The following is a 22027-nucleotide window of genomic DNA, read 5'->3' as shown; positions in this document are numbered from 1 at the left end:
AGCCGCAACGCATCCTGCGGCAAGCGTTTCACCACCCGCGCTCGTTTGCGGGACTGGATAGGAGAACCCTGATGCCGAATTCCGTTTCCCTGACATTTCCCGATGGTTCCGTCCGCGACTACGACGCGGCGATGACCGGTGCTGCCCTTGCCGAGTCGATCTCCAAGTCGCTGGCGAAGAAGGCCGTGGCCTACAGCCTCGACGGCACCGTGCGCGATCTTTCCGATCCGCTCGGCACGTCCGGCAAGGTCGAGATCATCACCCGCGAAGATCCGCGCGCGCTGGAGCTCATCCGCCACGATACGGCGCATGTGTTGGCCGAGGCCGTGCAGGAATTGTGGCCGGGAACCCAGGTGACGATCGGGCCGGTGATCGAGAACGGGTTCTATTACGACTTCGCGCGCAACGAGCCGTTCACGCCGGACGATTTCCCGGTGATCGAGAAGAAGATGCGCGAGATCATCGCCCGCAACAAGCCGTTCACCAAGCAAGTGTGGTCGCGTGAAAAAGCGAAGAAGGTCTTCGCCGAGAAGGGCGAGCGCTACAAGGTCGAGCTGATCGACGCCATCCCTGAGGATCAGGACATCAAGATCTATGCGCAGGGAGACTGGTTCGATCTCTGCCGCGGTCCGCACATGGCCTCGACCGGGCAGGTCGGCAACGCCTTCAAGCTGATGAAGGTCGCCGGCGCCTATTGGCGTGGTGACTCGAACAATCCGATGCTGACGCGCATCTACGGCACGGCCTTTGCCGACCAGGCGCAGCTCGACGCCTACCAGACGCTGCTGGAGGAGGCCGAGAAGCGCGACCACCGCAAGCTCGGCCGCGAGATGGACCTGTTCCATTTCCAGGAAGAGGGGCCGGGTGTCGTCTTCTGGCACGCCAAGGGCTGGAAGATGGTGCAGAACCTGATCAACTACATGCGCCGTCGCCTCGACGAGCACGGCTATCAGGAAGTCAACGCGCCGCAGGTGCTGGACAAGAGCCTGTGGGAGACGTCGGGACACTGGGGCTGGTACCGCGATGCGATGTTCAAGGTCACCGTCGCCGGCGACGATACCGACGACGACCGCGTCTTCGCGCTGAAGCCGATGAACTGTCCCGGCCATGTTCAGATCTTCAAGCACGGGTTGAAGTCCTACCGCGAACTGCCCGTCAAGCTTGCGGAGTTCGGCAATGTGCATCGCTACGAGCCGTCGGGCGCGCTGCACGGGCTGATGCGCGTTCGCGGCTTCACGCAGGATGACGCGCATATCTTCTGCACCGAGGAGCAACTGGCGGCCGAGTGCCTGCGCATCAACGACCTGATCCTGTCGACCTATGCCGATTTCGGCTTCGAGGAGGTCAGCGTGAAGCTGTCGACGAGGCCGGACAAGCGCGTCGGCACCGACGAGGCCTGGGACCATGCCGAGGCGATCATGAGCAACGTGCTGGAGACGATCCGCACGCGCTCCGGCAACCGCATCAAGACCTCGATCAATCCGGGTGAGGGCGCCTTCTACGGGCCGAAATTCGAATATGTGCTGAAGGACGCCATAGGCCGCGAATGGCAATGCGGCACCACGCAGGTCGACTTCAACCTGCCCGAACGTTTCGGCGCCTTCTACATCGGCTCGGATTCGGAGAAGAAGCAGCCGGTGATGGTGCATCGCGCCGTCTGCGGCTCGATGGAGCGGTTCCTCGGCATCCTGATCGAGAATTATTCCGGCCATTTCCCGCTGTGGTTCGCGCCGTTGCAGGTGGTGGTGGCGACGATCACCTCGGATGCGGACGAATACGCCTTGAAAGTCGTCGAGCGGCTGAAGGCTGCGGGGCTGCTCGCCGAAGCGGACCTGCGCAATGAGAAGATCAATTACAAGGTGCGCGAGCATTCGCTCGCCAAGGTGCCGGTCATCCTCGTCTGCGGCAAGCGCGAGGCGGAGGAGGAAACCGTCAATGTCCGCCGCCTGGGCTCCCGCGACCAGGAATCGCTGAAGCTCGAGGATGCGGTGAAGGCTCTCGCCGAGGAGGCGGTTTCGCCCGACCGCAAACGCAGGGCAGCAGCCTGACATACCAGCACTTTCTAAATGGCGGTGGCCGGTCCACCGCCATTTTCATATGCCTGTCACGCCAGCCCTGTAACGAGCCGCCATGCTCAAATTGAAACCGCGGGAAAGACGTTTTCCCGAGCTCTCCTATGCCAACCCGCATCAGCCGGTGCTGACGCGCTGGTTCATCCATTCCGTCGAGGGCCTGTCGGGGCGCGACCGCTTCGCCGTGCTTTACGATTTCTGGCGGCGCCAGGTGGTGCCTACCGGCGACCGCGTGTTCAGCCGCATGCTGGAGTTGATCGACGTCAAGGTCCGCAACGCGGTGCAGTGGCCGCCGGCGGCGCTGCCCAAGACCCCGCTGGTCATTGTCGCGAACCATCCCTTCGGCATCGGCGACGGCATTGCGGTGCTGTCGCTCGTCGAGCAACTCGGCCGTCCGTTCCGGGTCATGATCCATAAGGATCTGCTCAGGATCCGCGAGATGGAACCCTATTCGCTACCCATCGATTTTTCGGAGACCAAGGAAGCGCTAAAGAACAATATGGCGGTGCGCCATGAGGCGGTGCGTCTGCTGAAGGAAGGCGTCACCATCGTCGTCTTCCCGGCCGGCGGCGTCGCCACGGCGCCGAAGGGTTTTGGCCGCGCCATCGACCTGCCGTGGAAGATGTTCCCGGCCAAGCTCGTCCAGGATGCCAAGGCCTCGGTCATCCCGATGCATTTCTCCGGCCAGAACGGCCGCCTGTTCCATCTGGTCAGCGGCCCGATGAACATGGCCGAGCGCGACAACCGCGTGGCGAAGTTCATCGGCAAGGCATCGCTGACGCTGCGCACCTCGTTGCTGATCCGCGAGTTCGCCCGCCTGTCCGGCAAGGCGATCGAGGTGCGCATCGGTCACGTGCTGACATGGAGCGACCTCGAGCCGCTGCGCGACCGCAAGGCGCTGCTCGACCGCCTCTACCGCTCGGTCTTCGACCTGGCGACGCCTTCCGTGCAGCGCGGCCGCGTGCCGTTCCTGCCGAAGCGGATGCGTAAGGCGGCCTGAATAAAAGCGACTAGGCTGCAGTGACAATTTAACGGTTTGGGATTCCCATCGCGAGGCAAATCAGATTCAAGGCTGACTTTTGGAGGTCAGCTTTGGAAGGTGAAGTTCTACGCGACGATCAGTGGGAGCAGATTGAGCGGTTTGTGCCGGGCGGCCGCAAGGGCAAGCGCGGTCCCCGTAGCGATGGCCGTCGCTTTTTCGACGCGCTTTTATGGATCGCTCGCTCCGGTGCACGCTGGCGCGACCTGCCGGAGCGGTTTGGCCCGTATCAGAGGGCAAAGCGCCGTTACTACCGCTGGATCGAAGCGGGGGTGTTCGATCGTTTGTTCGAGGCGGTCAGCAGTGATCCAGATCTGGAATGGGCGATGATCGACGCCACTGTTATGCGCGCTCAGGCCCAAGCTGCCGGTGCCCGGCGCAAAAGGGGGGATATGAAGCCCAGGCTCTCGGTCGCTCGCGAGGCGGCTTCGGCACCAAACTCCATGCCGTCGTAGATGCACTCGGCCTGCCGGTCCGCTTCGAGATCGGCCCTGGCCAGCAAAACGACATGGCGCCTGCCTGCCCTCTGGTCGAGGGGCTGGCTGCCGGCCAGGTGATCGCCGACCGCGCTTATGATGCCGATCGACTGCATGATGTGATCCTCGACCAAGGCGGTGAACTGGTCATCCCGCCGCGGCGCCATCGCAAATACCAACACAGCTACGACAAGATCGCCTACAAAAACCGCTGGGGCATCGAGGCCTTCTTCGCCAAGCTCAAGCAGTGGCGGCGCATCGCAACGCGCTACGACAAAATCGCTGCCAACTTCCTCGGCTTCGTCAAGCTTGCTGCCATCATGCTCTGGCTCAAATGATTAAATTGTCACTACAGCCTAATGCATGTCGCCCAAAAGTGCGCAGCGGTTTTGGAAGAACGACATGCCTCAAACAAAGACTTAAAGCGCGTCGCCTGAATCCCTTTCGGCGCGACGCGCTTTAAAAAAAGCTCACCGGGAAATAGCGCAGGTAAAACTCGGCGAAGGTGCCTTTGATCGAGATTTCGTGCAGCGCGTAGTCGAAGGCGGCGGCAAGCGCGGTATCGCCCTTGCGGGTGGCGATCGCCATGCCCGAGCCCAGATATTCCGGCGCCAGATATGGACCGCCGGCGAAGCGGCAGCAGCCTGCGGCGTCGGAGCCGCCCAGCCAGAACGCAAAGCGCATGCCGTCGCCGAAGGCGGCGTCTATCTTGCCGGCCTTGAGGTCGGCATAGAGGTTTTCCGGTGTATCGAAGGTCACCACCTGCACGGTGTTGAAGTAATCGCGCAGCATCTTCTCGTGCGCCGAGCCGCCGATGACGCCGACCCGCTTGCTGCGCAGCTTGTCGAGGATCGGCTCCGCGAGGGCCTTCGCCTTCGGCATGATGAAGCGGGCCGGGAATTGCATGTAGGAGCGCGAGAAGGCGTATTTCTCGCGGCTCTCTGGCGTTGGGGCGATGCCGGCGATGATAGCCTCGCCTTCGCCTTTCTGGAGGGCATTCTCCAATTCGTTCCAAGGCAACGCCTGGACTTGGCATTTCTCGACAATGCCCAGCTCCGCGCAAATCGCTCGCGCCAGATCGATGTGGAAACCCGACAGCCGGCCTGAGCCGTCGAGGAAGTTGAAGGGCGGAAAATCGGTGGTGGTGAGGAATCTGAGCCGCGGCAGCGCGGAGAGATCGGGTTTCGGCAACCGCTCCTTGGCGTCCCAGAGCACCGGCACCTGCGGCTCCGCCGCCTGAGTCGCACTGGAAAAGGGCAGCATCCCGCCCAGCGCCGACATCAGGGCCAGAAATGTCCACCGCAAGATCACGATATGGCTCCGCGCCTGTCCCCGTTCCTTGGCTTTTGGTATGAAAACGGGGCAGGCACAACGGTTTTTGATTTCACGCGGCCAAATTAAGCGTATGCTTTGGCGCGTTTGCAACTGACCGTACCTGCCGGAAGGGGGAAACTGCCGGCTTTGCTGAGGAGATTGCGACGCGGGGGTTGATGGCGAAGGGGTGTTCGGGCATCTACCGTCGGTAACTAAAAGCAGAAGCAACATGGGGTAGATGTTGCGATGGGCCTGTTCGACAGAACTCTGGAATACATAGACCAGTTGCAGCATGCCGGCACCGCGGCCGCGGTTTGCGAGAGGCTGCTCGGCGTCACCTCGAATTTCGGCCTGACCGCGCTGATGGCGGGAACGGTGCCGCAACCCGGCACGCCGCGCGGTCAGCAGAAGCAGCACGTGCTGCTTTGCGATTGGCCAGGCAATTGGCTGGAACGCTATCTGGCGCGCAACTATGTCGACCACGATCCGGTCGTCAGTCACATGAAGCAGCTTCGGGCGCCGTTCCAATGGCGGGATGCTTCCAAAAGCACCGTGGTCGACAAAAGCAGCGACGAAGTCATGGGCGACGCGCGCGAGTTCAAACTGCGCGACGGTCTGGCGCTTCCGCTGGTCACGCTTGACGGCCAGATCGTCATGGTCTCGCTGGGCGGCGAATCCGTCGAACTCTCGGATCAGGAATTCGGGATGGTCTCGCTGGCGTCGACCTACGCGATCGGTCGCGCGATGCAGTTGCACACCAAGGCCGACAGCGTCATCGATCACATAGAATTGACGGCGCGTGAGCGGGAATGCCTGCAGTGGGCCGCCGTCGGCAAGTCCGAATGGGAGATCTCGCAAATCCTCGGCATCTCGGAACACACTTCCGAGAAACACCTTCTTAACGCCAAGAGCAAACTGGGCGCAGCCAACCGCGTGCAGGCAGTCGCGGAGGCGATTAGGCGCGGCTATATTAGCTAGGTCGGCCGTGCCGACCTGGAAATTCTTGCCTGCGCAGTCGCGCAATATTTAAGGGACATCACGGCCGTATCTTCCTCTTAAGCCTAGGAGACGGCTAATGCTTTTCGCCCTTACCACTCAGGAACTGATGGAACGTCCCGATCTTTGGGAGGCGGTTCATCGCCTGCGCTACAAGATCTTCGTCGAGGAGATGGGATGGACCGATCTCGATCGCCCGGACCAGCTGGAGATCGATCAGTTCGATCATGACGAGGCCGAACACCACCTCGTCATCCGCAACGGTGAACTGGCAGGTTACCAGCGTATGCTGCCGACCACACGGCCGCATCTTCTGACGGATGTGCTGTCGGATCTCTGCGAGGGACCCTCCCCCTCGGGACCGAATGTCTGGGAACTTACCCGCTATGCTGTGGCTCCGGGTTTTCGCGACGGCAAACGCGGCGTCTCGACGGTCGGGACCGAACTGATCGCCGGCTTCGTCGAATGGGGCCTGAAGCGCAACGTCAACCAGGTCATCATCGAGTTCGAGCCGATGTGGGTGCTCAGAGCGCTGCAACTGCATTTCCTGGCAAAGCCGCTCGGCTACCAGCGCACCTATGGCAACCAGCAGGTCGTGGCGACGCTGCTCACCTTCACCGAGCATACGCTCGAGGTCGTTCGGGCCCGCCGCAATCACTTCCTGCCGGTGCTGAACTGGGGCTATCCCGGTCAGCTCGGCTTGAAGCAGGCGTCGTGATGGAGGCGGTCATGAGTTTCCATCCCGAACCGGAACTGCGTGGCCATACGCTGGTCGTCACCGTGTCCTCGCACGATGGCCGACCAGTGCTCGACAGGTACGCCTATGCAAGCCTCGCCAGGACCTTGCACGAGGCGGCGGTCAATGACCAGGTCCGCGTTGTCATGCTGCGCGGCCTTGCCGGATGCTTCTGCCTCGGCGGCGACTTCTCGGAGTTCCTCGACGCCACCAAGCACCGAGAGCTGATCGCTGCCGTCACCGACATGTTCCGCATGTTGGCGACCTTCCCCAAGCCGGTCCTTGCCTGTGTCGACGGCGATGCCGTCGGGGTCGGCTGCACCATCCTGTTCCACTGCGACATGGTGATCGCTTCCAGGGGCAGCACCTTCAGGGTGCCGTTCGTCGATTTCGGCCTTGTGCCGGACGCGGCGACCAGCATCCTGGCGCCCCAGAAGCTCGGCTATGCCGGCGCCTTCCGCTTCTTCTGCCTGGGCGACACGCTGAGCGCCGAAGACGCCAAGGCGCTCGGCCTGGTCGGCGAGGTCGTGACGCAAGGCAGCGCGGAGGAAGCAACGCTGGCGAGAGCCAAGCATCTTGCCAAGAAGCCGGTCGCTGCCTTGCTGCAGACCCGCAGCCTGCTCAAGGGCGATACGGACGTGCTGTGCGACCGCATCGACCATGAGATCACGCTGTTCCAGCAGGCGCTTCAGGATGACACCACGCTGAAGCGGCTGCAGCGAATCGCCCGCCTGGCCGCTTGATCGGCCGGCATGAAAAGTCTCAGCGCCGCGCGAGCCGAAAGCCGCGCGGCGCTGTAACTCATGGAATTGATTTAGTCTTTCAGGAACTCCGGCCCCTCGCCGATGATCTTCTTGTCGAGCCTGCCGACGGCGTCGAGGTCCTTCCCATGGTAGGGCAGGGAAAGCAGGATACGTTGCATCACAGCGAGCCGGGCGCGGCGCTTGTCGTTGGCCCGCACGACGATCCAGGGCGAGAACTCCTTATGCGTGCGCTCGATCATCTGGTCGCGCGCCTTGGTGTAGTCGTCCCATTTGGTGACGCCGGCGATATCGATCGGCGAGAACTTCCAGTTCTTCAACGGCGACCAGCGACGGTCATGAAACCGTTCGAGCTGCGTTTCGCGGCCGATATTCAGCCAGAATTTGAAGAAATGGATGCCTTCATTGCTGATCATCCGCTCGAAATGCGGCGTCTCGTCGAGGAATTTCTCGTGCTGCTCGGGCGTGCAGAACCCCATGACCGGCTCGACGCCGGCGCGGTTGTACCAGGAGCGGTCGAAGGTGACGAATTCGCCCGAAGTCGGGAAGTGGTCGACATAGCGCTGGTAATACCATTGCCCAGCCTCGGTCGGCGTCGGCTTGGGCAGCGCGACGTTGCGTGCCGTGCGCGGGTTCATATATTGCCGCAGCACGAAAATCGTGCCGCCCTTGCCGGCGGCGTCCCTGCCCTCGAACAGCGCCATCACGCGCTTGCCGGTCGCCTGCAGCCAGGCTTGCGCCTTGACCAGTTCGATCTGTAGCCCTTCGAGTTCCTTTTCGTAGTCCTCGCCCTTCATCTTCTTGTCGTAGGGATAGCCGCCGGCGGTGAGCTTGTTGTCCTCGATCCAGTCAGGCAGCACCGGATTGTCGATGTCGAACTCGCGCTCCTTGCCGCCGATCTTGATCTTGATCGGTGCCGTGGCTGGCGCCGCTTCAGCCGTTTCCTTGGCCTTTTTCATCCGGACGAACCTTTCCAGTTTGCGGACTCATGCTATGGAGCCTGTGCAGCGCAGCGCGCATTCGTGCGCAAAGACGCTGTAGCGTTTTGATTTTGCGCATGAACCTTCGCGAAAATCGATCCGGATTTTCACGGCCATGCGCCAGGCTGGTCCAGCGAACCGCTGACCGGTCGACGGGATGCGGGGTGGCGCGGGCCTATGGCAGAGACGGGCGCGGACCAGGATGGCAAGGGACAAGCCCTGGCGGCGCGGCTTCGGCGCAACCGCTGGCAGCTTGGCGCGGGCGTTCTCGCGGTCCTTGCCGTTTATTTTTTCGCCGGCGCGTCCGTTTACGTGCCGGTCCTGGCCCTGGTGGTGCTGGCGGCGGCCGCAATGCTGCCCACGGATGCCAGGCGCCAGCCGGCCGACACGGGAGCAGCGATCGAGGCAAGCGGGCTGCAGAGGCTCTCCGGCGAGTACCTGGCGGCCGCGGTCGCCGATCCGCTGATCATCTTCGACCATTCCGCCACCATCGTTCACGCCAACGCCGCCGCCTTCGCCGCTTTCGGCGGGCTGGCGCCAGGCATGTCGCTGTCGTTGAAGTTCCGCGCGCCGGAAATGCAGGCGTTGCTGGATGGCATCCTGTCGGGACAGGTCGCCGCCGACGCGGTCGACTATACCGAAAAGCTGCCAGTGGAACGGACATACCGGGTCAGCGCGTCCACGGTCGGCCATGCCACCGGCCTCTACGTGCTGGTCTTCAAGGATCAGAGCGAGACGCGCCGCATCGATCGCATGCGGGCCGACTTCATCGCCAATGCCAGCCACGAGCTGCGCACGCCGCTCGCCTCGATTGCCGGTTTCATCGAGACGCTGCGCGGGCCGGCCCGCAACGATCCGGCGGCGCGCGACCAGTTCCTGCAGATCATGCAGAACCAGACCGGCCGCATGGCCCGCCTGATCGACGATCTGCTCTCGCTGTCACGACTGGAGATGAAACCATATTTGAGACCGGGCACCGAGGTCGATCTTCGCCAGACGATCGACAGCGTCATCGATTCGCTCGGGCCGCTGGCCAGCGAGAACAGCGTCGTCGTCGAGCGGGAGTTCGCCGATGGGCCGCTCGTCGTTTCCGGCGATCGCGACGAACTGTTCCAGGTTTTCGAGAATCTCCTCGAGAACGCTTGCAAATACGGCCAGTCGGGCGGGCGCGTAACCGTATCGATCGCCGGCGGCGAGGAGGGCCAACAGCCGGGCTTCGACGTCACTATAAGGGACTACGGTCCGGGCATCGCCGAAGAACACATCCCGCGCATCACCGAGCGTTTCTACCGCGTCGATGTCGAAAACAGCCGCACCCAGAAAGGCACGGGCCTTGGCCTCTCGATCGTCAAGCATATATTGACCCGTCATAACGCAAGACTGTCCATCAAGTCGGAAGTCGGCAAGGGCGCGGCGTTCACGGTTCATTTGCCGGCTCGCTGATGGTGTATCGGTTGCGCACCGGGATTTTCTTCATTCTGTCATGCGGTTCACGTATCAGCGATGGGATGAGGGAAAGCACCAGCCGGCACAAACCGGGAAGGCATATCCATGCAATCCGTCCATATCGTCAGCGCCTATGACGAAGAACTGAAGTACCTGTCGAAGCGCATCGCCGCGATGGGCGGGCATGCGGAACGCATGGTCGAACAGGCGGTAGCGGCTCTCGTAAACGTCGATCACGGCCTTGCCCAGAAGGTCATCCAGGACGATCTCGTCCTCGACGAGGGGCAGCGCGAGATCGACGACAAGGCCATCATCATCATCGCTAGGCGCCAGCCGATGGCGACGGACCTTCGCGAGATCGTCGGCGCCATCCGCATCTCGGCCGACATCGAGCGAGTCGGCGATCTCGGCAAGAATGTCGCCAAGCGGGTCGCCTCGGTCGACGGCCGCCAGCCGAACAGCCTTTTCCGCGGTATCGAGGCGCTTGCCAACCTGGCGCTAACGCAGCTCAAGGAAGTGCTCGACGTCTATGCCTCGCGCTCGGTCGAAAGGATCGGCTTCGTGCGCGACAGGGACGACCAGATCGACGCCATGTACACCTCGCTGTTCCGCGAGCTTTTGACCTACATGATGGAAGATCCGCGCAACATCACGCCCTGCACGCATCTTCTGTTCTGCGCCAAGAATATCGAGCGCATCGGCGACCATGCCACCAACATCGCCGAGACCATCTACTACATCGTCACCGGCGACCAGATGCCCACCGACCGGCCGAAGGGCGACAAGACCGACAAGGTCGTGCTTCCCGGCACGATGCCGGCTAAGTGAACAGCGCCTCTCGAACGGTTTCCTAATCTAGGCTAAGCTCCTCCAGGGACAGCGATTTGTCAGTCGCAGTCTCGGGAGGTTTGCGATGGAACAAGTTCGGAACCTGACCCCAGCCCCAACGTCGGGCATCATTGCGTCCAGCGCCTATCTGGGCGGCAAGCGGGTTGCCGACATCGCCATCGAACAGGCCGGCGAATGGGCGGCAAAACCCGGCCATGTCGTCTGGATCGGGCTGCTCGAGCCCGATCGCAACCTTCTGCTCAGGGTGCAGGCGCAATTTCACCTGCATGATCTGGCGATCGAGGATGCCGAGCATCCGCATCAGCGCCCGAAGATCGAGCAATATGGCGACGCCCTCTTCATCGTCGCCCGCACCGCGCAATTGATCGACGGCCGCGTCACGTTCGGCGAGACGCATTTGTTCGTCGGCACCGGCTATATCGTCAGCGTCCGGCACGGCCCCTCGACCTCATATGCGGCTGTGCGCCAGCACTGGGAAAGCTGCCCGCATTCCCTGGCCAAGGGAGAGGACTTCGTTCTCTACGCCATCCTTGATTTCATCGTCGACAATTACATGCCCGTGCTGGAGCAGATCGAGGACGAGGTCGAGGCGATCGAGGACAACGTGCTTTTGAAGCCGATGACCGGCGCCGACATCGAACGTCTGTACATGCTGCGCCGCGATCTCTTGCGGCTGCGCAACGCGGCCCTTCCGCTGGTCGAGGTCTGCCGCAGGCTGACCAGCGCCGATCTGCCGCAGATCCATGCCGCCATGCATCCGCTGTTTCGCGACGTGACCGACCACATCGGCACCGTGCAGGAAAAGATCGACAGCCTGCGCGAGGTTCTGGCCTTCGCTTTCGAAGCGAGCCTTCTCGTCGGACAGAGCCAGGAAACTGCCATCTCCAAGAAGCTCGCCTCATGGGCCGCCATCCTGGCGGTGCCGACAGCCTTCGCCGGCATCTACGGCATGAACTTCGCCGACATGCCGGAACTGAAGATGGAATATGGCTATCCGACCGTGCTTGCGGTGATCGCGCTGATCTGCGCGTTCCTGTACTGGCGGTTCAAGAAGAATGGCTGGCTGTGAAGCGAGCGATTAGGGAATAGCGAGTAGGCAACAACGAAAAACGGCTTGCTCCCTGTCACAAAGCCAAGCCGTTCTATTCGCTATTCGCTATTCGCTATTCGCTATTCGCTCAGCGCGCTCTGCGCCGTTCCGCTGCCGGCTGGAACGCAACCCGCGAATGATACTTGCAGTAGGGCCCCGTTTCGGCGGCGTCGTTGCCGCAGAAGCTGAAGTCTTCCGAGAGCGGGTCGCCGTTCGGCCATTTGCAGGTGCGTTCGGTCAGTTCGACGAGCTGCAGGTTGCGCGAGATCGGCACCACGACGTTCTCAACCGGGCGGATATAGTGGCGCGCGACCGGCTCGGCGTCGAACTGCACCTGCAGCGCCGTGGCGCCGATGGTGGCCGTCACATGACGTGTGGTGCTTGCGGCTCGGGTCACCGATTTCTGCATCGAGGCGCCTTGCGTTGCCTTCTTCTGGCGCGCCGGGGCGGCCGTCGCGCGGCCGCGGCCCGACAGCTTCAGGCGATGTACCTTGCCGATGACGGCGTTGCGGCTCACCCCGCCAAGCTGTGCGGCAATCTGGCTGGCGCTCAGACCCTCCGACCACAATTTCCTGAGAAGTTCTACCCGCTCGTCAGTCCAGTTCATGAGACCGCGCTCCTGCTAAAGCGTGCGGCAGCCAGAATCCTTTCCCGAGCCGGCTCTCGCCGGGCAAACGACACCACATGTACCGGGTGATTTAGGTCCGCCGCACGAAATATAGTTATTTCTCGACTACAAATACCTTATGCGCTGACTCGGTGACAAGAGTCCCAAAGGCAACACCGATTCGGTTTTTACGGTTTTCCCCAACTTGCCTGACCACTGATGAGCTGGCGTGGCGTTAGGGGCTTGCCACGCGCTTCTGCGTGACGTTTTCGTTGACTTCATGGCCGAAAAACATGATAAGCCGCAAAGGCCGCCGCATTGGCGGCTTTTTTGATTTCCGGTTCCGGAGACGCATATAATGACCGGTTCGGCGCTTTACGAGACCTTTGCTCGCGCACCCCTGGCTTTCGATCACGGGGAGGGGACCTGGCTGGTCACCGACAAGGGCGAGCGATATCTCGACTTCGCGGGCGGCATCGCAGTGAATTCGCTGGGCCACAGCCATCCGCATCTGGTCGCAGCACTGACCGAACAGGCCGCCAAGCTCTGGCACGTCTCCAATCTCTACGAGATCCCGGAACAGCGCCGGCTGGGCGAGCGGCTGGTCGAGGCCACCTTCGCCGACAAGGTGTTCTTCACCAACTCCGGCGCCGAGGCGCTGGAATGCGCGATCAAGACGGCGCGGCGCTACCAGTTCGTCAAGGGCCATCCCGAGCGTTTCCGCATCATCACTTTCGAGGGCGCCTTCCACGGCCGCACGCTGGCGACGATCGCCGCCGGCGGACAGTACAAATATCTGGAAGGCTTCGGCCCGAAGGTCGAGGGTTTCGACCAGGTCGCATTCGACGACATCGACGCGGCCGAAAAGGCGATCACGGCGGAGACAGCGGCAATTCTGATCGAGCCGGTGCAGGGCGAGGGCGGCATTCGCCCGGTGCCGACGCAGTCCTTGAAGCGGCTGCGCCAGCTCTGCGATCAGCACGGCCTGCTTTTGATCTTCGACGAGGTCCAGTGCGGCATCGGCCGCACCGGCAAGCTGTTCGCGCATGAGTGGGCCGGCGTCACGCCCGACCTGATGGCGATTGCCAAGGGCATCGGCGGCGGCTTCCCGATGGGCGCCTGCCTTGCCACGGACGAGGCCGCGACCGGCATGACCGCCGGCGTGCACGGCACCACCTTCGGTGGCAATCCGCTGGCGATGGCAGTCGGCAACGCCGTGCTCGACGTGGTGCTGGCCGACGGTTTCCTCGAGGACGTGCAGCGCAAGGCGCTGCTGTTGAAACAAGGCCTGGCCTCGGTCGCGGACGAATTTCCCGAGGTCATCGAGGGCATCAGGGGAACCGGTCTGATGCTCGGCCTGAAATGCGCCATGCCCAATACCAAGGTGAATATGGCGCTGCGCGATCAGTGCCTGCTTGCCGTGCCGGCGGGCGACAATGTCATCCGCCTCCTGCCGCCGCTCACCGTCACCGACGAGGAGATCGGCGAGGCGCTGGAGCGCATTCGCGCCGGCGCCAAGGGCCTGACCGAGGCGATTGTGGCCGAAGCCGCGAAATAAGTTCTGGAACCTGCCGATGAATGTTCGCCACTTCACCGATCTATCCGCCGTTTCCGCGGGCGACCTGCGCATCATGCTGGACGACGCGGTGGCGCGAAAGACCAGGCTCAAGGCGGGCGAGCGCTCAAAACCGCTCGACGGCAAGGTGCTGGCCATGATCTTCGACAAGCCGTCGACCCGCACGCGCGTGTCCTTCGATGTCGGCATGCGCCAGCTTGGCGGCGAAACCATCATGCTGACCGGCACCGAGATGCAGCTCGGCCGATCGGAGACCATCGCCGACACTGCGAAAGTGCTGTCGCGCTATGTCGACGCCATCATGATCCGCACCACTTCGCACGACCGGCTGATCGAGCTCACCGAGAACGCCACCGTTCCGGTCATCAACGGGCTGACCGACGACACGCATCCGTGCCAGCTCATGGCCGACATCATGACCTACGAGGAGCATCGCGGTCCGGTGGTCGGCAAGACCTTCGCCTGGACCGGCGACGGCAACAATGTGCTGCATTCGCTTCTGGAGGCTTCGGCGCAGTTCCGCTTCAACCTCAATATCGCGGTGCCGGAGGGCAGCGAGCCTTTCGAGAAATATGTCGACTGGTCGAAAGCCAATGGCGGCAAGGTCCGGTTTGCCAGGTCCGCGGAGGAAGCCGTCGACCAGGCCGACTGCGTCGTCACCGACAGCTGGGTGTCGATGGGCCAGGAGCACCGCGCGCGCGGCCACAACGTCTTCCTGCCCTATCAGGTCAATGCCGCGCTGATGGCAAAAGCCAAGCCCGATGCGTTGTTCATGCACTGCCTGCCGGCGCATCGCGGCGAAGAGGTCACCGACGAGGTGATCGACGGGCCGCATTCGGTGGTCTTCGACGAGGCCGAGAACCGGCTGCACGCCCAGAAGGCGGTGCTGGCCTGGTGCCTGGGCGCTTGAGAAGGGCGGACCCGACCGCTCCCGGTCCGATCGGGGTCAACTTGATCTGGGGATATGTGATGCCTATTTGCGGGCGATCACGTAAATTGAACGCGCTTCGACGCATGCGGCTCATCGGGCGGCATGGCCGCGCCCCGGAGTTTTGTCATGTTGGAAACCCATACCTTGGCTGAGCATAAACCCCAACTCGGTGAATTCGGCTTCGCCGGCGACGATCACGTCGTGCCCTACGAGGTCGCGCCGCTCGATGTGCGCGGCCGCACCGTGCAGCTCGGGCCGATGCTCGACGCTATCTTGAGCCGCCACAATTATCCCGAGCCCGTCGCCCGCCTGCTGGCGGAAGCCTGCGTGCTCACCGTGCTGCTTGGCACTTCGCTGAAGTTCGAAGGCAAGTTCATCCTGCAGACCCGCACCGACGGACCGGTCGACATGCTGGTGGCTGATTTCACCACGCCGCATGCGCTGCGCGCCTATGCGCGCTTCGATGCCGACAGGCTGCGGGCGCTGACCGACGCCGGCGAGACCTCGCAGCAGGCGCTGCTTGGCAACGGTGTCCTGGCTTTGACCATCGACCAGGGCGCGCATATGCAGCGCTACCAGGGCATTGTCCAGCTCGACGGCACCTCGCTGGAGGACGCCGCGCGCACCTATTTCCGCCAATCGGAGCAGATCCCGACCGATATCAAAATGTCGGTCGCCAAGTTGGTCACGCCCGGCCCGGCCGGCGCGCGCGAGCAGTGGCGCGCCGGCGGCATCTTGGCGCAGTTCCTGCCCCAGGCGCCGGAGCGCATGCGCATTCCCGATATTTCGGGCGGAGACGGCGACGATCGCGAGGTGACGGACCATCCGACCGACAATTCCTGGCAGGAATTGCTGGCGCTTCTGGGCACCATCGAGCCGACCGAACTGATCGACCCGACAGTGGGTGCCGAACGGCTGCTCTACCGGCTGTTCCACGAGCACGGCGTGCGGGTTTTCAGCAGTGTGCCGGTCGCCGACCAATGCTCCTGTTCGCGCGACAAGATCCGCGGCATCCTGGAAGGCTTTTCGGCGCAGGAGATCAAGGATTCGACCGAGGACGGCGGCATCCACGTCGCCTGCGAGTTCTGCTCGACGCAATACGACTTCGACCCGGCCGAGTTCGCTGAGGAGTGAGGCTCCCACCTTCTCCCCGTTCCACGGGGAGAAGGTGCCCGAAGGGCGGATGAGGGGCGGCGCCAACGTGGGCGATCATAGCGCGCGCCAACGCTGCTGCCTCCTCAACGGCAATTTCAGAAAGCCCGGCGCGGCCCCTCATTGCCCTGCTGGGCATTTCTCCCCGCAAACGGGAGAAAGGCCAATCGCCTAATTCACCGTCCGCTTCGTCCCCGGCATGTCGAGCGAGAAAGCCGGAATGGCGATATCGAACGTCTCGCCGCGGCCGTTGCGCATCGTGTAATGGCCGACCATGATGCCCGACGGCGTCGAGAGCGGGCAGCCTGAAGTGTATTGATAGCTGTCGCCAGGATTGAGTTCCGGCTGATCGCCGACGACGCCGGCGCCGCGGACCTCCTCGACCCGGCCCTGGCCGTCCGTGATGTGCCAATAGCGCGAAACAAGCTGCACGAATTCGTCGGAGCGGTTGTCGATCGTCACTTGGTAGCCCCAGACATAGCGGTTCTCGGACGGATCGGATCGGTCCTCGAGATAGAAGGGTCTGACCAGCACTTCGATGTTGCGCGTCACTGCGCGATACATGAGCCACTCCGGTTGCCGCTGAGGACATTCGTCGCGCTTCGCTGTTAAAGGCGTAGCGCCGACCATCCTGCCAGCCTTGTAGCGCACGTGCCGAAAAACAATGTCATTTAAGTGACACATGACAATGTTGGTGTGCACAAACCGTGCCGGGCGACTCGGGCGCTCTGTAACTGATGAAATGGCTGGCTGCGGCCGAGCGCAATTCCAGGAAAAGTGTGAGCGGTTTTCCGTACGGAACTGCGTGAAAACAAAGAGATAGAGTGACCAGATCTCGATGGAACTGACTATCGCAGCCGGCCTCGCTTCGTCAGCCCTTCTTCTGTCCAATCTCGCCAGCATCTCGCTCGCATCGTCGCGGCTGAAACGGCGCCATGTCATTGCGCCGCCCACTGGCGCGAAGCCGGTCTCGATCATCGTTCCGTCGCGCGGCGTGGAGACGTTCACGCAGGAGACCCTCCAGCGCGCCTTCTCGCTCGACTGGCCCTGTTATGAGCTGATCTTCTGCGTCGCGCATGGCGAGGACCCGGTGGTCAGGCTGATCGATGCGGCGATCGCGCGCCACCCCAACGTTCCGGCGCGGCTCCTGATCGGCGACGACCGCATCAGCGCCAACCCCAAGCTCAACAACTGCGTCAAGGGCTGGCAGTCGGCCAAGCACGATTGGGTGATCCTTGCCGATTCCAACGTGCTGATGCCGAAGGACTACATCCAGCATCTGATGGCGGCATGGCGCCCGGACACCGGCCTTGTCTGCTCGACGCCGATCGGCTCGCGGCCCGACGGGTTCTGGGCCGATGTCGAATGCGCCTTCCTCAACACGCTGCAGGCGCGCTGGCAATATGCCGGCGAAGCGCTCGGCCTCGGCTTCGCCCAAGGCAAGAGCATGCTGTGGAACAAGCCGATGCTGGACGCCAATGGTGGCATCCAGGCTTTGGCCGCAGAGATCGCCGAGGACGCGGCGGCCACCAAGCTGGTCAACGGCCTGAGCCTCAACGTCAACCTCGTCGCCTCGCCCTTCGAGCAGCCGCTTGGGCAGCGCAGCTTCGCCGAGATCTGGTCGCGCCAGACGCGCTGGGCGCGGCTGCGTCGGGTCACATTCCCGCTCTTCTTCGCGCCCGAGATCCTGACAGGCGCCGCGGTGCCGCTGCTGCTGGCCCTGATTGCCGCGGCGAGCGCAGGCGTCAGCCTGCCCACAACGGCTTTTTGCGTCTTAGCGCTCGCCTATCTGCCGGAGTGCCTGCTTGCTTGGGCCAAGGGCTGGTACCTGTCGCCGCACAGCGTCACCGCGATGGTCGTGCGCGATGCGATGCTGCCTGCGATCTGGGCACGCGCCTGGTTCGCCGGCGCCGTCGAATGGCGCGGCAACGCCATGACCATCCGCACGCGCGAGTTGACGGAACTCGAGGAGATCGCCTGAGGCGATCGCCCGCGGTATTTTTAAGCTTATTTTGCCGCCTTCAGTGCCTGTTCGATATCCTCCAGCAGATCGTCGGTGTCCTCCAGACCGACCGAGAGCCTGAGCGTACCCGGTCCTATGCCGAGCTCGGCCCGCGCGCCGTCGCTGAGGTTCTTGTGCGTCGTGGTCGCCGGATGGGTGATCAGGCTCTTGGCGTCCCCGAGATTGTTCGAGATCAGCACGATGTCGAGCGCGTTCTGGAAGGCGAAGGCCGCCTGCTTGCCGCCCTTGACGTCGAGGCAGATCAGCGTCGAGCCGCCAGACATCTGCTTCTTGACGACATCGGCCTGCGGATGATCGGCGCGGCCCGGATAGATGACGCGGGCGATCTCCGGCCGGCCGGCGAGGAAATCGGCGATCTTGCCGGCGCTTTCGGTCTGCTGGCGCACGCGCAGCGGCAGCGTCTCGAGTCCCTTGAGCAGCGTCCAGGCGTTGAAGGGCGACAGGCTCGGGCCGGTGTGACGGAAATAGTCGTGCAGGTTCTCGTCGATCCATTTCTTGTCCGACAGGATGACGCCGCCGAGGCAGCGGCCCTGGCCGTCGATGTGCTTGGTCGCCGAATAGACGACGATATGAGCGCCGAGCAGCAAGGGCTTCTGCTGCAGCGGCGTGGCGAAGACATTGTCGACGATGACGCGCGCGCCGATCGAATTGGCGAGCTTGGCGACCGCGGCGATGTCGACCACCTCCAGTGTCGGATTGGTCGGGCTTTCCAGGAAGAACAGCTTGGTGTTCGGCCGTACTGCCTTTTCCCAATTGGCGATGTCGGTGCCGTCGATGAGCGTCGCCTGGATGCCGTAGCGCGGCGCCAGTGTCTCGACCACCCAGCGACAGGAACCGAACAGCGCGCGCGCCGCCACGATATGGTCGCCGGCTTTCACGCTGCAGAGCAGGGCGGCGGAAACGGCGGCCATGCCGGAGGCGGTGGCCCGCGCGTCCTCGGCGCCTTCCAGCGCGCACATGCGCTTCTCGAACATATCGACGGTCGGGTTGGCGTAGCGCGAATAGATGAAGCCCGGCTCCTCGCCCTTGAAGCGGGCTTCCGCCGCCTGGGCCGTCTCGTAGACATAGCCCTGCGTGAGATACATCGCCTCCGACGTTTCCCCGAAACCGGAACGCAGCGTTCCACCATGCACGAGTGCCGTCTGAGATTTCCAGTTGCGCTTCTTGGTGCTCATAGCCCTGCTTCCAGACACAAAAAAACCGGCCGCGAAGTCGCAACCGGTCCATATAGCCTTGCGGCTCGACGGTCCTTTAGCGACTTGTTTAACGTGGCTGCAAGCCGACCGGCCAAATCACCACGGGATAACGACCCTTTAGACCCCCGCCGCGCTTGCGTCAATTGCCGGCTTCATTAAAGACGTTTGTACCAGCCGGGGCGGCAAGAGCCTGCTTAGGTCCTCGCCCGGCCTTGTGAACGGAGCCCGCCTTTGCGGCAGACAGGCATTCTTCCGGATCAGGATATAGCGGCGCTGTTCGAAGCCGACGCGCTGAAGTCGCCGCGCGCGCTGGACGCCGACCAGATCCAGCCGGCCAGCCTCGATCTCAGGCTCGGCGACAAGGCCTATCGCGTGCGCGCCTCTTTCTTGCCCGGGCCCGATCATCTGGTCGCCGACAAGCTCGAGCGGCTGAAGCTGCACGAGATCGACCTCACCCGGGGCGCGGTGCTGGAAACCGGCTGCGTCTACATCGTGCCTTTGCTGGAAAGTCTGGCATTGCCGGCCGAGGTTTCGGCCTCGGCCAATCCCAAGAGCTCGACCGGCCGGCTCGACATTTTCACGCGGGTAATGACCGATCGCGGCCACGAGTTCGACAAGATCGCCGCCGGCTATCACGGCCCGCTCTATCTCGAAGTCAGCCCGCGTACCTTCCCGATCGTCGTGCGCGCCGGCTCGCGGCTGTCGCAGATCCGTTTCCGCACCGGCAACGCGGTGCTCTCGGAGAACGAACTGCGCGAGCTTCACCGCGCCGAGATGCTGGTCGCCACCGAGCCGCCCAACATTTCCGGCGGCGGCATCGCGCTCTCCATCGACCTCGACGGCGACAAGGACGGCCTTGTCGGGTATCGCGGCAAGCACCACACCGGCCTGGTCGACGTCGACAAACGCGCCGCGCAGGATGTCGTCGATTTCTGGGAGCCGATCTACAAGAGCGGCGCCGGCGAGCTGGTGCTGGATCCGGACGAATTCTACATCCTTGTCAGCCGCGAGGCGGTGCATGTGCCGCCGCTCTACGCCGCCGAGATGACACCCTTCGATCCGCTCGTCGGCGAGTTCCGCGTCCACTATGCCGGCTTCTTCGATCCGGGCTTCGGCCACTCCGCCGCCGGCGGCAGCGGCAGCCGCGCCGTGCTCGAAGTGCGCAGCCATGAGGTGCCTTTCATCCTCGACCACGGCCAGATCGTCGGCCGTCTCGTCTATGAGCACATGCTGAAGCGGCCGCAGGCGCTTTACGGCGCCGATCTCGGATCGAACTACCAGGCGCAGGGCCTGAAGCTCTCGAAGCATTTCAGGGCTGCGCGGTGAGGCTGCCAATCTCCCCCGTCGTGGGGGAGATGCCCGGCACGGCAGAGCGGGATGAGAAATGCCGACCTATGCTTCGTCATTATAGGGTCTGCGCGCGCTTCGCTCCGCCCTAGAGCAATTCCCGGAAAAGTGGTGAGCGGTTTTCCCTCCGGAATTGCGTAAAAACAAAGAGATAGAGCGTTTCGCCGTTTCCGTGAAACGCTCTAGAATGACGAACGGAAGACGGTTGCGAAACTCCCCTTTGTCCCTTCCTACAGCGCCTTGACCGCCACCTTCACCGGCTTTTCGATCTCCAGCGGATTGCGCAGCGGCAGGCCGAAATCCGGTGCTTCGATCTCGAACGTGTCGCCGGCCTCGGTCCGGACGCCGTCGGCGAAGGAAAGCGTCGCGGTACCGAACATATGCACATGCACGTCGCCCGGCTGGCGGAAGGCCGAATATTTGAAGTGGTGGTGCTCGAGATTGGCGATGGTATGCGACATGTTCGCTTCGCCCGACAGGAACGACTTTTCCCAGAGCAGCTTGCCGTCGCGCCAGATGCGCGATGCGCCGCGGATATCGGCCGGCAGGTCGCCGATCAGGATCTCGGGGCCGAATGAGGCATTGCGCAGCTTGGAATGGGCAAGGAACAGATAGTTCACCCGCTCCGTCACGTGGTCGGAAAACTCGTTCGACAGCGTGAACCCGACCCGGAACGGCGCGCCGTCGTCGCCGATGACATAGATGCCGGCGATCTCGGGCTCCTCGCCGCCGTCCTGCGCGAAGGCCGGCGACATCAGCGGCGCGCCGGGCGCCACCGCCATCGTGCCGTTGCCCTTGTAGAACCATTCCGGCTGGACGCCGACCTGGCCCTTGGCCGGCTTCCCGCCTTCGAGGCCCATGCGGAACATCTTCATGGAATCGGTGAGTTCCTCCTCGCCGCCTTCGCTGAGCTTCTTGTGCATGGAATCGCGCGTTGCCGCGGAGCCGAGATGCGTGAGCCCGGTGCCGGTAAGGTGCAGATGCGCCGGGTCCGGATGGTTGATCGGCGAGACCAGCCGGCCTCTCTTATAGGCGGCATCAAGATCGATCGTCTCGCCATAACCTTTGCGTTCGATCAGGGCTTCGAGCCCTGTGCCGGTGCGCGCGGCCTCCATCGCCAGCGAATAGACGCTGCGCGCGCCGTTGATGACCCTGGTCTTGCCGCCGCCGTTGCGGGCGACAACGCGGATCGTCTCGGCGTCGTCGAGGATCTGGGAGATCAGCATGTTCAATCCTCTCTCATTTTATCGGCTGCCTGCGGGCAAGCCTTACCCGGCGCGGCGCGGAGAATCCCTCGCCGCGGTTGAAATTTTCCGTCCGGATTGCGCTCGCGAGCCTGGTCCTGTCGGGACTTCTTGACGCCGACGGGTTGCCGGCAGCTTCGCGATCTGAAACCCGTATGCCTCCTGAACCTGGTTCCGGTCTTAGCCCTTGTT

The 22027-nt window shown here is 63.1% G+C and carries 20 protein-coding genes and 1 riboswitch; of the genes, 14 read left to right on the top strand and 6 right to left on the bottom strand.

The features are described from left to right. The first annotated feature begins 71 nt into the window (after positions 1-71). The 3 genes from thrS (at position 72) to FJW06_RS05280 (ending at position 3925) form a co-directional block, all read left to right on the top strand. Positions 72-2048, top strand: coding sequence for a threonine--tRNA ligase (thrS, locus tag FJW06_RS05290; RefSeq protein ID WP_140749054.1), 1977 nt, complete (start codon positions 72-74; stop codon positions 2046-2048). Positions 2049-2130: 82 nt separating this feature from the next. Further along, positions 2131-3072 carry a GNAT family N-acetyltransferase gene (locus tag FJW06_RS05285; protein WP_140749051.1) on the top strand — a complete coding sequence of 314 codons (942 nt, stop codon included), beginning with the start codon at positions 2131-2133 and terminating at the stop codon, positions 3070-3072. A 92-nt stretch (positions 3073-3164) separates the two neighbouring features. After that, positions 3165-3925, top strand: a protein-coding gene (locus FJW06_RS05280) for an IS5 family transposase (protein ID WP_140749048.1) whose coding sequence is annotated in 2 segments (ribosomal slippage) — positions 3165-3492 and positions 3492-3925 — 762 coding nt in all. Because the reading frame shifts where the segments join, the coding sequence is not laid out codon by codon here. A 121-nt stretch (positions 3926-4046) separates the two neighbouring features. Here the strand turns inward: FJW06_RS05280 and FJW06_RS05275 are convergent. Further along, a complete protein-coding gene (locus tag FJW06_RS05275; RefSeq protein ID WP_140749821.1) occupies positions 4047-4868 on the bottom strand; it encodes a transporter substrate-binding domain-containing protein in 822 nt (273 codons plus the stop codon). A 279-nt stretch (positions 4869-5147) separates the two neighbouring features. Here FJW06_RS05275 and FJW06_RS05270 point away from each other — a divergent pair, with 279 nt between their 5' ends. The 3 genes from FJW06_RS05270 (at position 5148) to FJW06_RS05260 (ending at position 7376) form a co-directional block, all read left to right on the top strand. Further along, positions 5148-5879, top strand: a complete 732-nt coding sequence (locus FJW06_RS05270) for a LuxR family transcriptional regulator (RefSeq protein WP_140749045.1) — start codon at positions 5148-5150, stop codon at positions 5877-5879. A 97-nt stretch (positions 5880-5976) separates the two neighbouring features. Then, positions 5977-6615, top strand: coding sequence for a GNAT family N-acetyltransferase (locus FJW06_RS05265; protein ID WP_140749042.1), 639 nt, complete (start codon positions 5977-5979; stop codon positions 6613-6615). Between the two features lie 11 nt (positions 6616-6626). Then, positions 6627-7376, top strand: a complete 750-nt coding sequence (locus FJW06_RS05260; protein ID WP_140749040.1) for an enoyl-CoA hydratase-related protein — start codon at positions 6627-6629, stop codon at positions 7374-7376. Positions 7377-7447: 71 nt separating this feature from the next. On the opposite strand, the gene ppk2 is transcribed toward FJW06_RS05260, so the two are convergent. After that, positions 7448-8353 carry a polyphosphate kinase 2 gene (ppk2, locus tag FJW06_RS05255; RefSeq protein ID WP_140749037.1) on the bottom strand — a complete coding sequence of 302 codons (906 nt, stop codon included), beginning with the start codon at positions 8351-8353 and terminating at the stop codon, positions 7448-7450. A gap of 198 nt (positions 8354-8551) precedes the next feature. Between ppk2 and FJW06_RS05250 the strand changes: the two genes are divergently transcribed. The 3 genes from FJW06_RS05250 to FJW06_RS05240 all read left to right on the top strand — a co-directional run bounded on the left by FJW06_RS05250 (position 8552) and on the right by FJW06_RS05240 (position 11738). Continuing rightward, positions 8552-9817 (top strand): ATP-binding protein, encoded by a 1266-nt coding sequence (locus FJW06_RS05250; RefSeq protein ID WP_140749034.1) that lies wholly within the window; start codon positions 8552-8554, stop codon positions 9815-9817. 108 nt (positions 9818-9925) lie between these two features. Further along, the gene (gene phoU, locus FJW06_RS05245; protein ID WP_140749031.1) at positions 9926-10648 is read left to right on the top strand and encodes a phosphate signaling complex protein PhoU; all 723 of its coding nucleotides are present in this window, start codon (positions 9926-9928) and stop codon (positions 10646-10648) included. An 85-nt stretch (positions 10649-10733) separates the two neighbouring features. Beyond that, positions 10734-11738, top strand: coding sequence for a magnesium and cobalt transport protein CorA (locus FJW06_RS05240; protein WP_140749028.1), 1005 nt, complete (start codon positions 10734-10736; stop codon positions 11736-11738). A gap of 109 nt (positions 11739-11847) precedes the next feature. On the opposite strand, the gene FJW06_RS05235 is transcribed toward FJW06_RS05240, so the two are convergent. Then, a complete protein-coding gene (locus FJW06_RS05235) occupies positions 11848-12366 on the bottom strand; it encodes a GcrA family cell cycle regulator (protein WP_140749025.1) in 519 nt (172 codons plus the stop codon). A gap of 358 nt (positions 12367-12724) precedes the next feature. On the opposite strand from FJW06_RS05235, the gene FJW06_RS05230 reads away from it, so the two are divergent. The 3 genes from FJW06_RS05230 (at position 12725) to FJW06_RS05220 (ending at position 16007) form a co-directional block, all read left to right on the top strand. Next, positions 12725-13924: an aspartate aminotransferase family protein gene (locus FJW06_RS05230; protein WP_140749022.1), complete on the top strand. Its 1200-nt coding sequence runs from the start codon at positions 12725-12727 to the stop codon at positions 13922-13924. Positions 13925-13940: 16 nt separating this feature from the next. Next, the gene (gene argF / locus FJW06_RS05225) at positions 13941-14852 is read left to right on the top strand and encodes an ornithine carbamoyltransferase (RefSeq protein WP_140749019.1); all 912 of its coding nucleotides are present in this window, start codon (positions 13941-13943) and stop codon (positions 14850-14852) included. Between the two features lie 123 nt (positions 14853-14975). After that, complete coding sequence (locus tag FJW06_RS05220) at positions 14976-16007, top strand: Hsp33 family molecular chaperone (RefSeq protein WP_140749016.1); 1032 nt, start codon at positions 14976-14978, stop codon at positions 16005-16007. A gap of 189 nt (positions 16008-16196) precedes the next feature. Here FJW06_RS05220 and apaG read toward each other — a convergent pair whose 3' ends face one another. Further along, positions 16197-16589: a Co2+/Mg2+ efflux protein ApaG gene (apaG, locus tag FJW06_RS05215; protein WP_140749013.1), complete on the bottom strand. Its 393-nt coding sequence runs from the start codon at positions 16587-16589 to the stop codon at positions 16197-16199. Positions 16590-16863: 274 nt separating this feature from the next. On the opposite strand from apaG, the gene FJW06_RS05210 reads away from it, so the two are divergent. After that, a complete protein-coding gene (locus FJW06_RS05210; RefSeq protein ID WP_140749010.1) occupies positions 16864-18006 on the top strand; it encodes a ceramide glucosyltransferase in 1143 nt (380 codons plus the stop codon). Between the two features lie 26 nt (positions 18007-18032). Here the strand turns inward: FJW06_RS05210 and FJW06_RS05205 are convergent, their stop codons facing one another. Continuing rightward, positions 18033-19223: an O-succinylhomoserine sulfhydrylase gene (locus tag FJW06_RS05205; protein ID WP_140749007.1), complete on the bottom strand. Its 1191-nt coding sequence runs from the start codon at positions 19221-19223 to the stop codon at positions 18033-18035. A 56-nt stretch (positions 19224-19279) separates the two neighbouring features. Then, a riboswitch (SAM riboswitch) is annotated at positions 19280-19357 on the bottom strand. A 118-nt stretch (positions 19358-19475) separates the two neighbouring features. Here FJW06_RS05205 and FJW06_RS05200 point away from each other — a divergent pair. Next, positions 19476-20570, top strand: coding sequence for a 2'-deoxycytidine 5'-triphosphate deaminase (locus FJW06_RS05200; protein WP_140749004.1), 1095 nt, complete (start codon positions 19476-19478; stop codon positions 20568-20570). Between the two features lie 251 nt (positions 20571-20821). Here the strand turns inward: FJW06_RS05200 and araD1 are convergent, their stop codons facing one another. Continuing rightward, positions 20822-21817 carry an AraD1 family protein gene (gene araD1 / locus FJW06_RS05195; protein ID WP_140749001.1) on the bottom strand — a complete coding sequence of 332 codons (996 nt, stop codon included), beginning with the start codon at positions 21815-21817 and terminating at the stop codon, positions 20822-20824. Positions 21818-22027: the final 210 nt, after the last annotated feature.

The sequence above is a fragment of the Mesorhizobium sp. B4-1-3 genome (assembly GCF_006439355.1).
Taxonomy (GTDB): Bacteria; Pseudomonadota; Alphaproteobacteria; order Rhizobiales; family Rhizobiaceae; genus Mesorhizobium.
This window is presented reverse-complemented; position numbering and strand designations above follow the sequence as displayed.

Coding starts and splice junctions, on each gene's coding strand:
- thrS (WP_140749054.1), top strand. CDS start 72: ATGCCGAATTCCGTTTCCCTGACATTTCCCGATGGTTCCGTCCGCGAC.
- FJW06_RS05285 (WP_140749051.1), top strand. CDS start 2,131: ATGCTCAAATTGAAACCGCGGGAAAGACGTTTTCCCGAGCTCTCCTAT.
- FJW06_RS05275 (WP_140749821.1), bottom strand. CDS start 4,868: ATGTCGGCGCTGGGCGGGATGCTGCCCTTTTCCAGTGCGACTCAGGCG.
- FJW06_RS05270 (WP_140749045.1), top strand. CDS start 5,148: ATGGGCCTGTTCGACAGAACTCTGGAATACATAGACCAGTTGCAGCAT.
- FJW06_RS05265 (WP_140749042.1), top strand. CDS start 5,977: ATGCTTTTCGCCCTTACCACTCAGGAACTGATGGAACGTCCCGATCTT.
- FJW06_RS05260 (WP_140749040.1), top strand. CDS start 6,627: ATGAGTTTCCATCCCGAACCGGAACTGCGTGGCCATACGCTGGTCGTC.
- ppk2 (WP_140749037.1), bottom strand. CDS start 8,353: ATGAAAAAGGCCAAGGAAACGGCTGAAGCGGCGCCAGCCACGGCACCG.
- FJW06_RS05250 (WP_140749034.1), top strand. CDS start 8,552: ATGGCAGAGACGGGCGCGGACCAGGATGGCAAGGGACAAGCCCTGGCG.
- phoU (WP_140749031.1), top strand. CDS start 9,926: ATGCAATCCGTCCATATCGTCAGCGCCTATGACGAAGAACTGAAGTAC.
- FJW06_RS05240 (WP_140749028.1), top strand. CDS start 10,734: ATGGAACAAGTTCGGAACCTGACCCCAGCCCCAACGTCGGGCATCATT.
- FJW06_RS05235 (WP_140749025.1), bottom strand. CDS start 12,366: ATGAACTGGACTGACGAGCGGGTAGAACTTCTCAGGAAATTGTGGTCG.
- FJW06_RS05230 (WP_140749022.1), top strand. CDS start 12,725: ATGACCGGTTCGGCGCTTTACGAGACCTTTGCTCGCGCACCCCTGGCT.
- argF (WP_140749019.1), top strand. CDS start 13,941: ATGAATGTTCGCCACTTCACCGATCTATCCGCCGTTTCCGCGGGCGAC.
- FJW06_RS05220 (WP_140749016.1), top strand. CDS start 14,976: ATGGCCGCGCCCCGGAGTTTTGTCATGTTGGAAACCCATACCTTGGCT.
- apaG (WP_140749013.1), bottom strand. CDS start 16,589: ATGTATCGCGCAGTGACGCGCAACATCGAAGTGCTGGTCAGACCCTTC.
- FJW06_RS05210 (WP_140749010.1), top strand. CDS start 16,864: ATGGAACTGACTATCGCAGCCGGCCTCGCTTCGTCAGCCCTTCTTCTG.
- FJW06_RS05205 (WP_140749007.1), bottom strand. CDS start 19,223: ATGAGCACCAAGAAGCGCAACTGGAAATCTCAGACGGCACTCGTGCAT.
- araD1 (WP_140749001.1), bottom strand. CDS start 21,817: ATGCTGATCTCCCAGATCCTCGACGACGCCGAGACGATCCGCGTTGTC.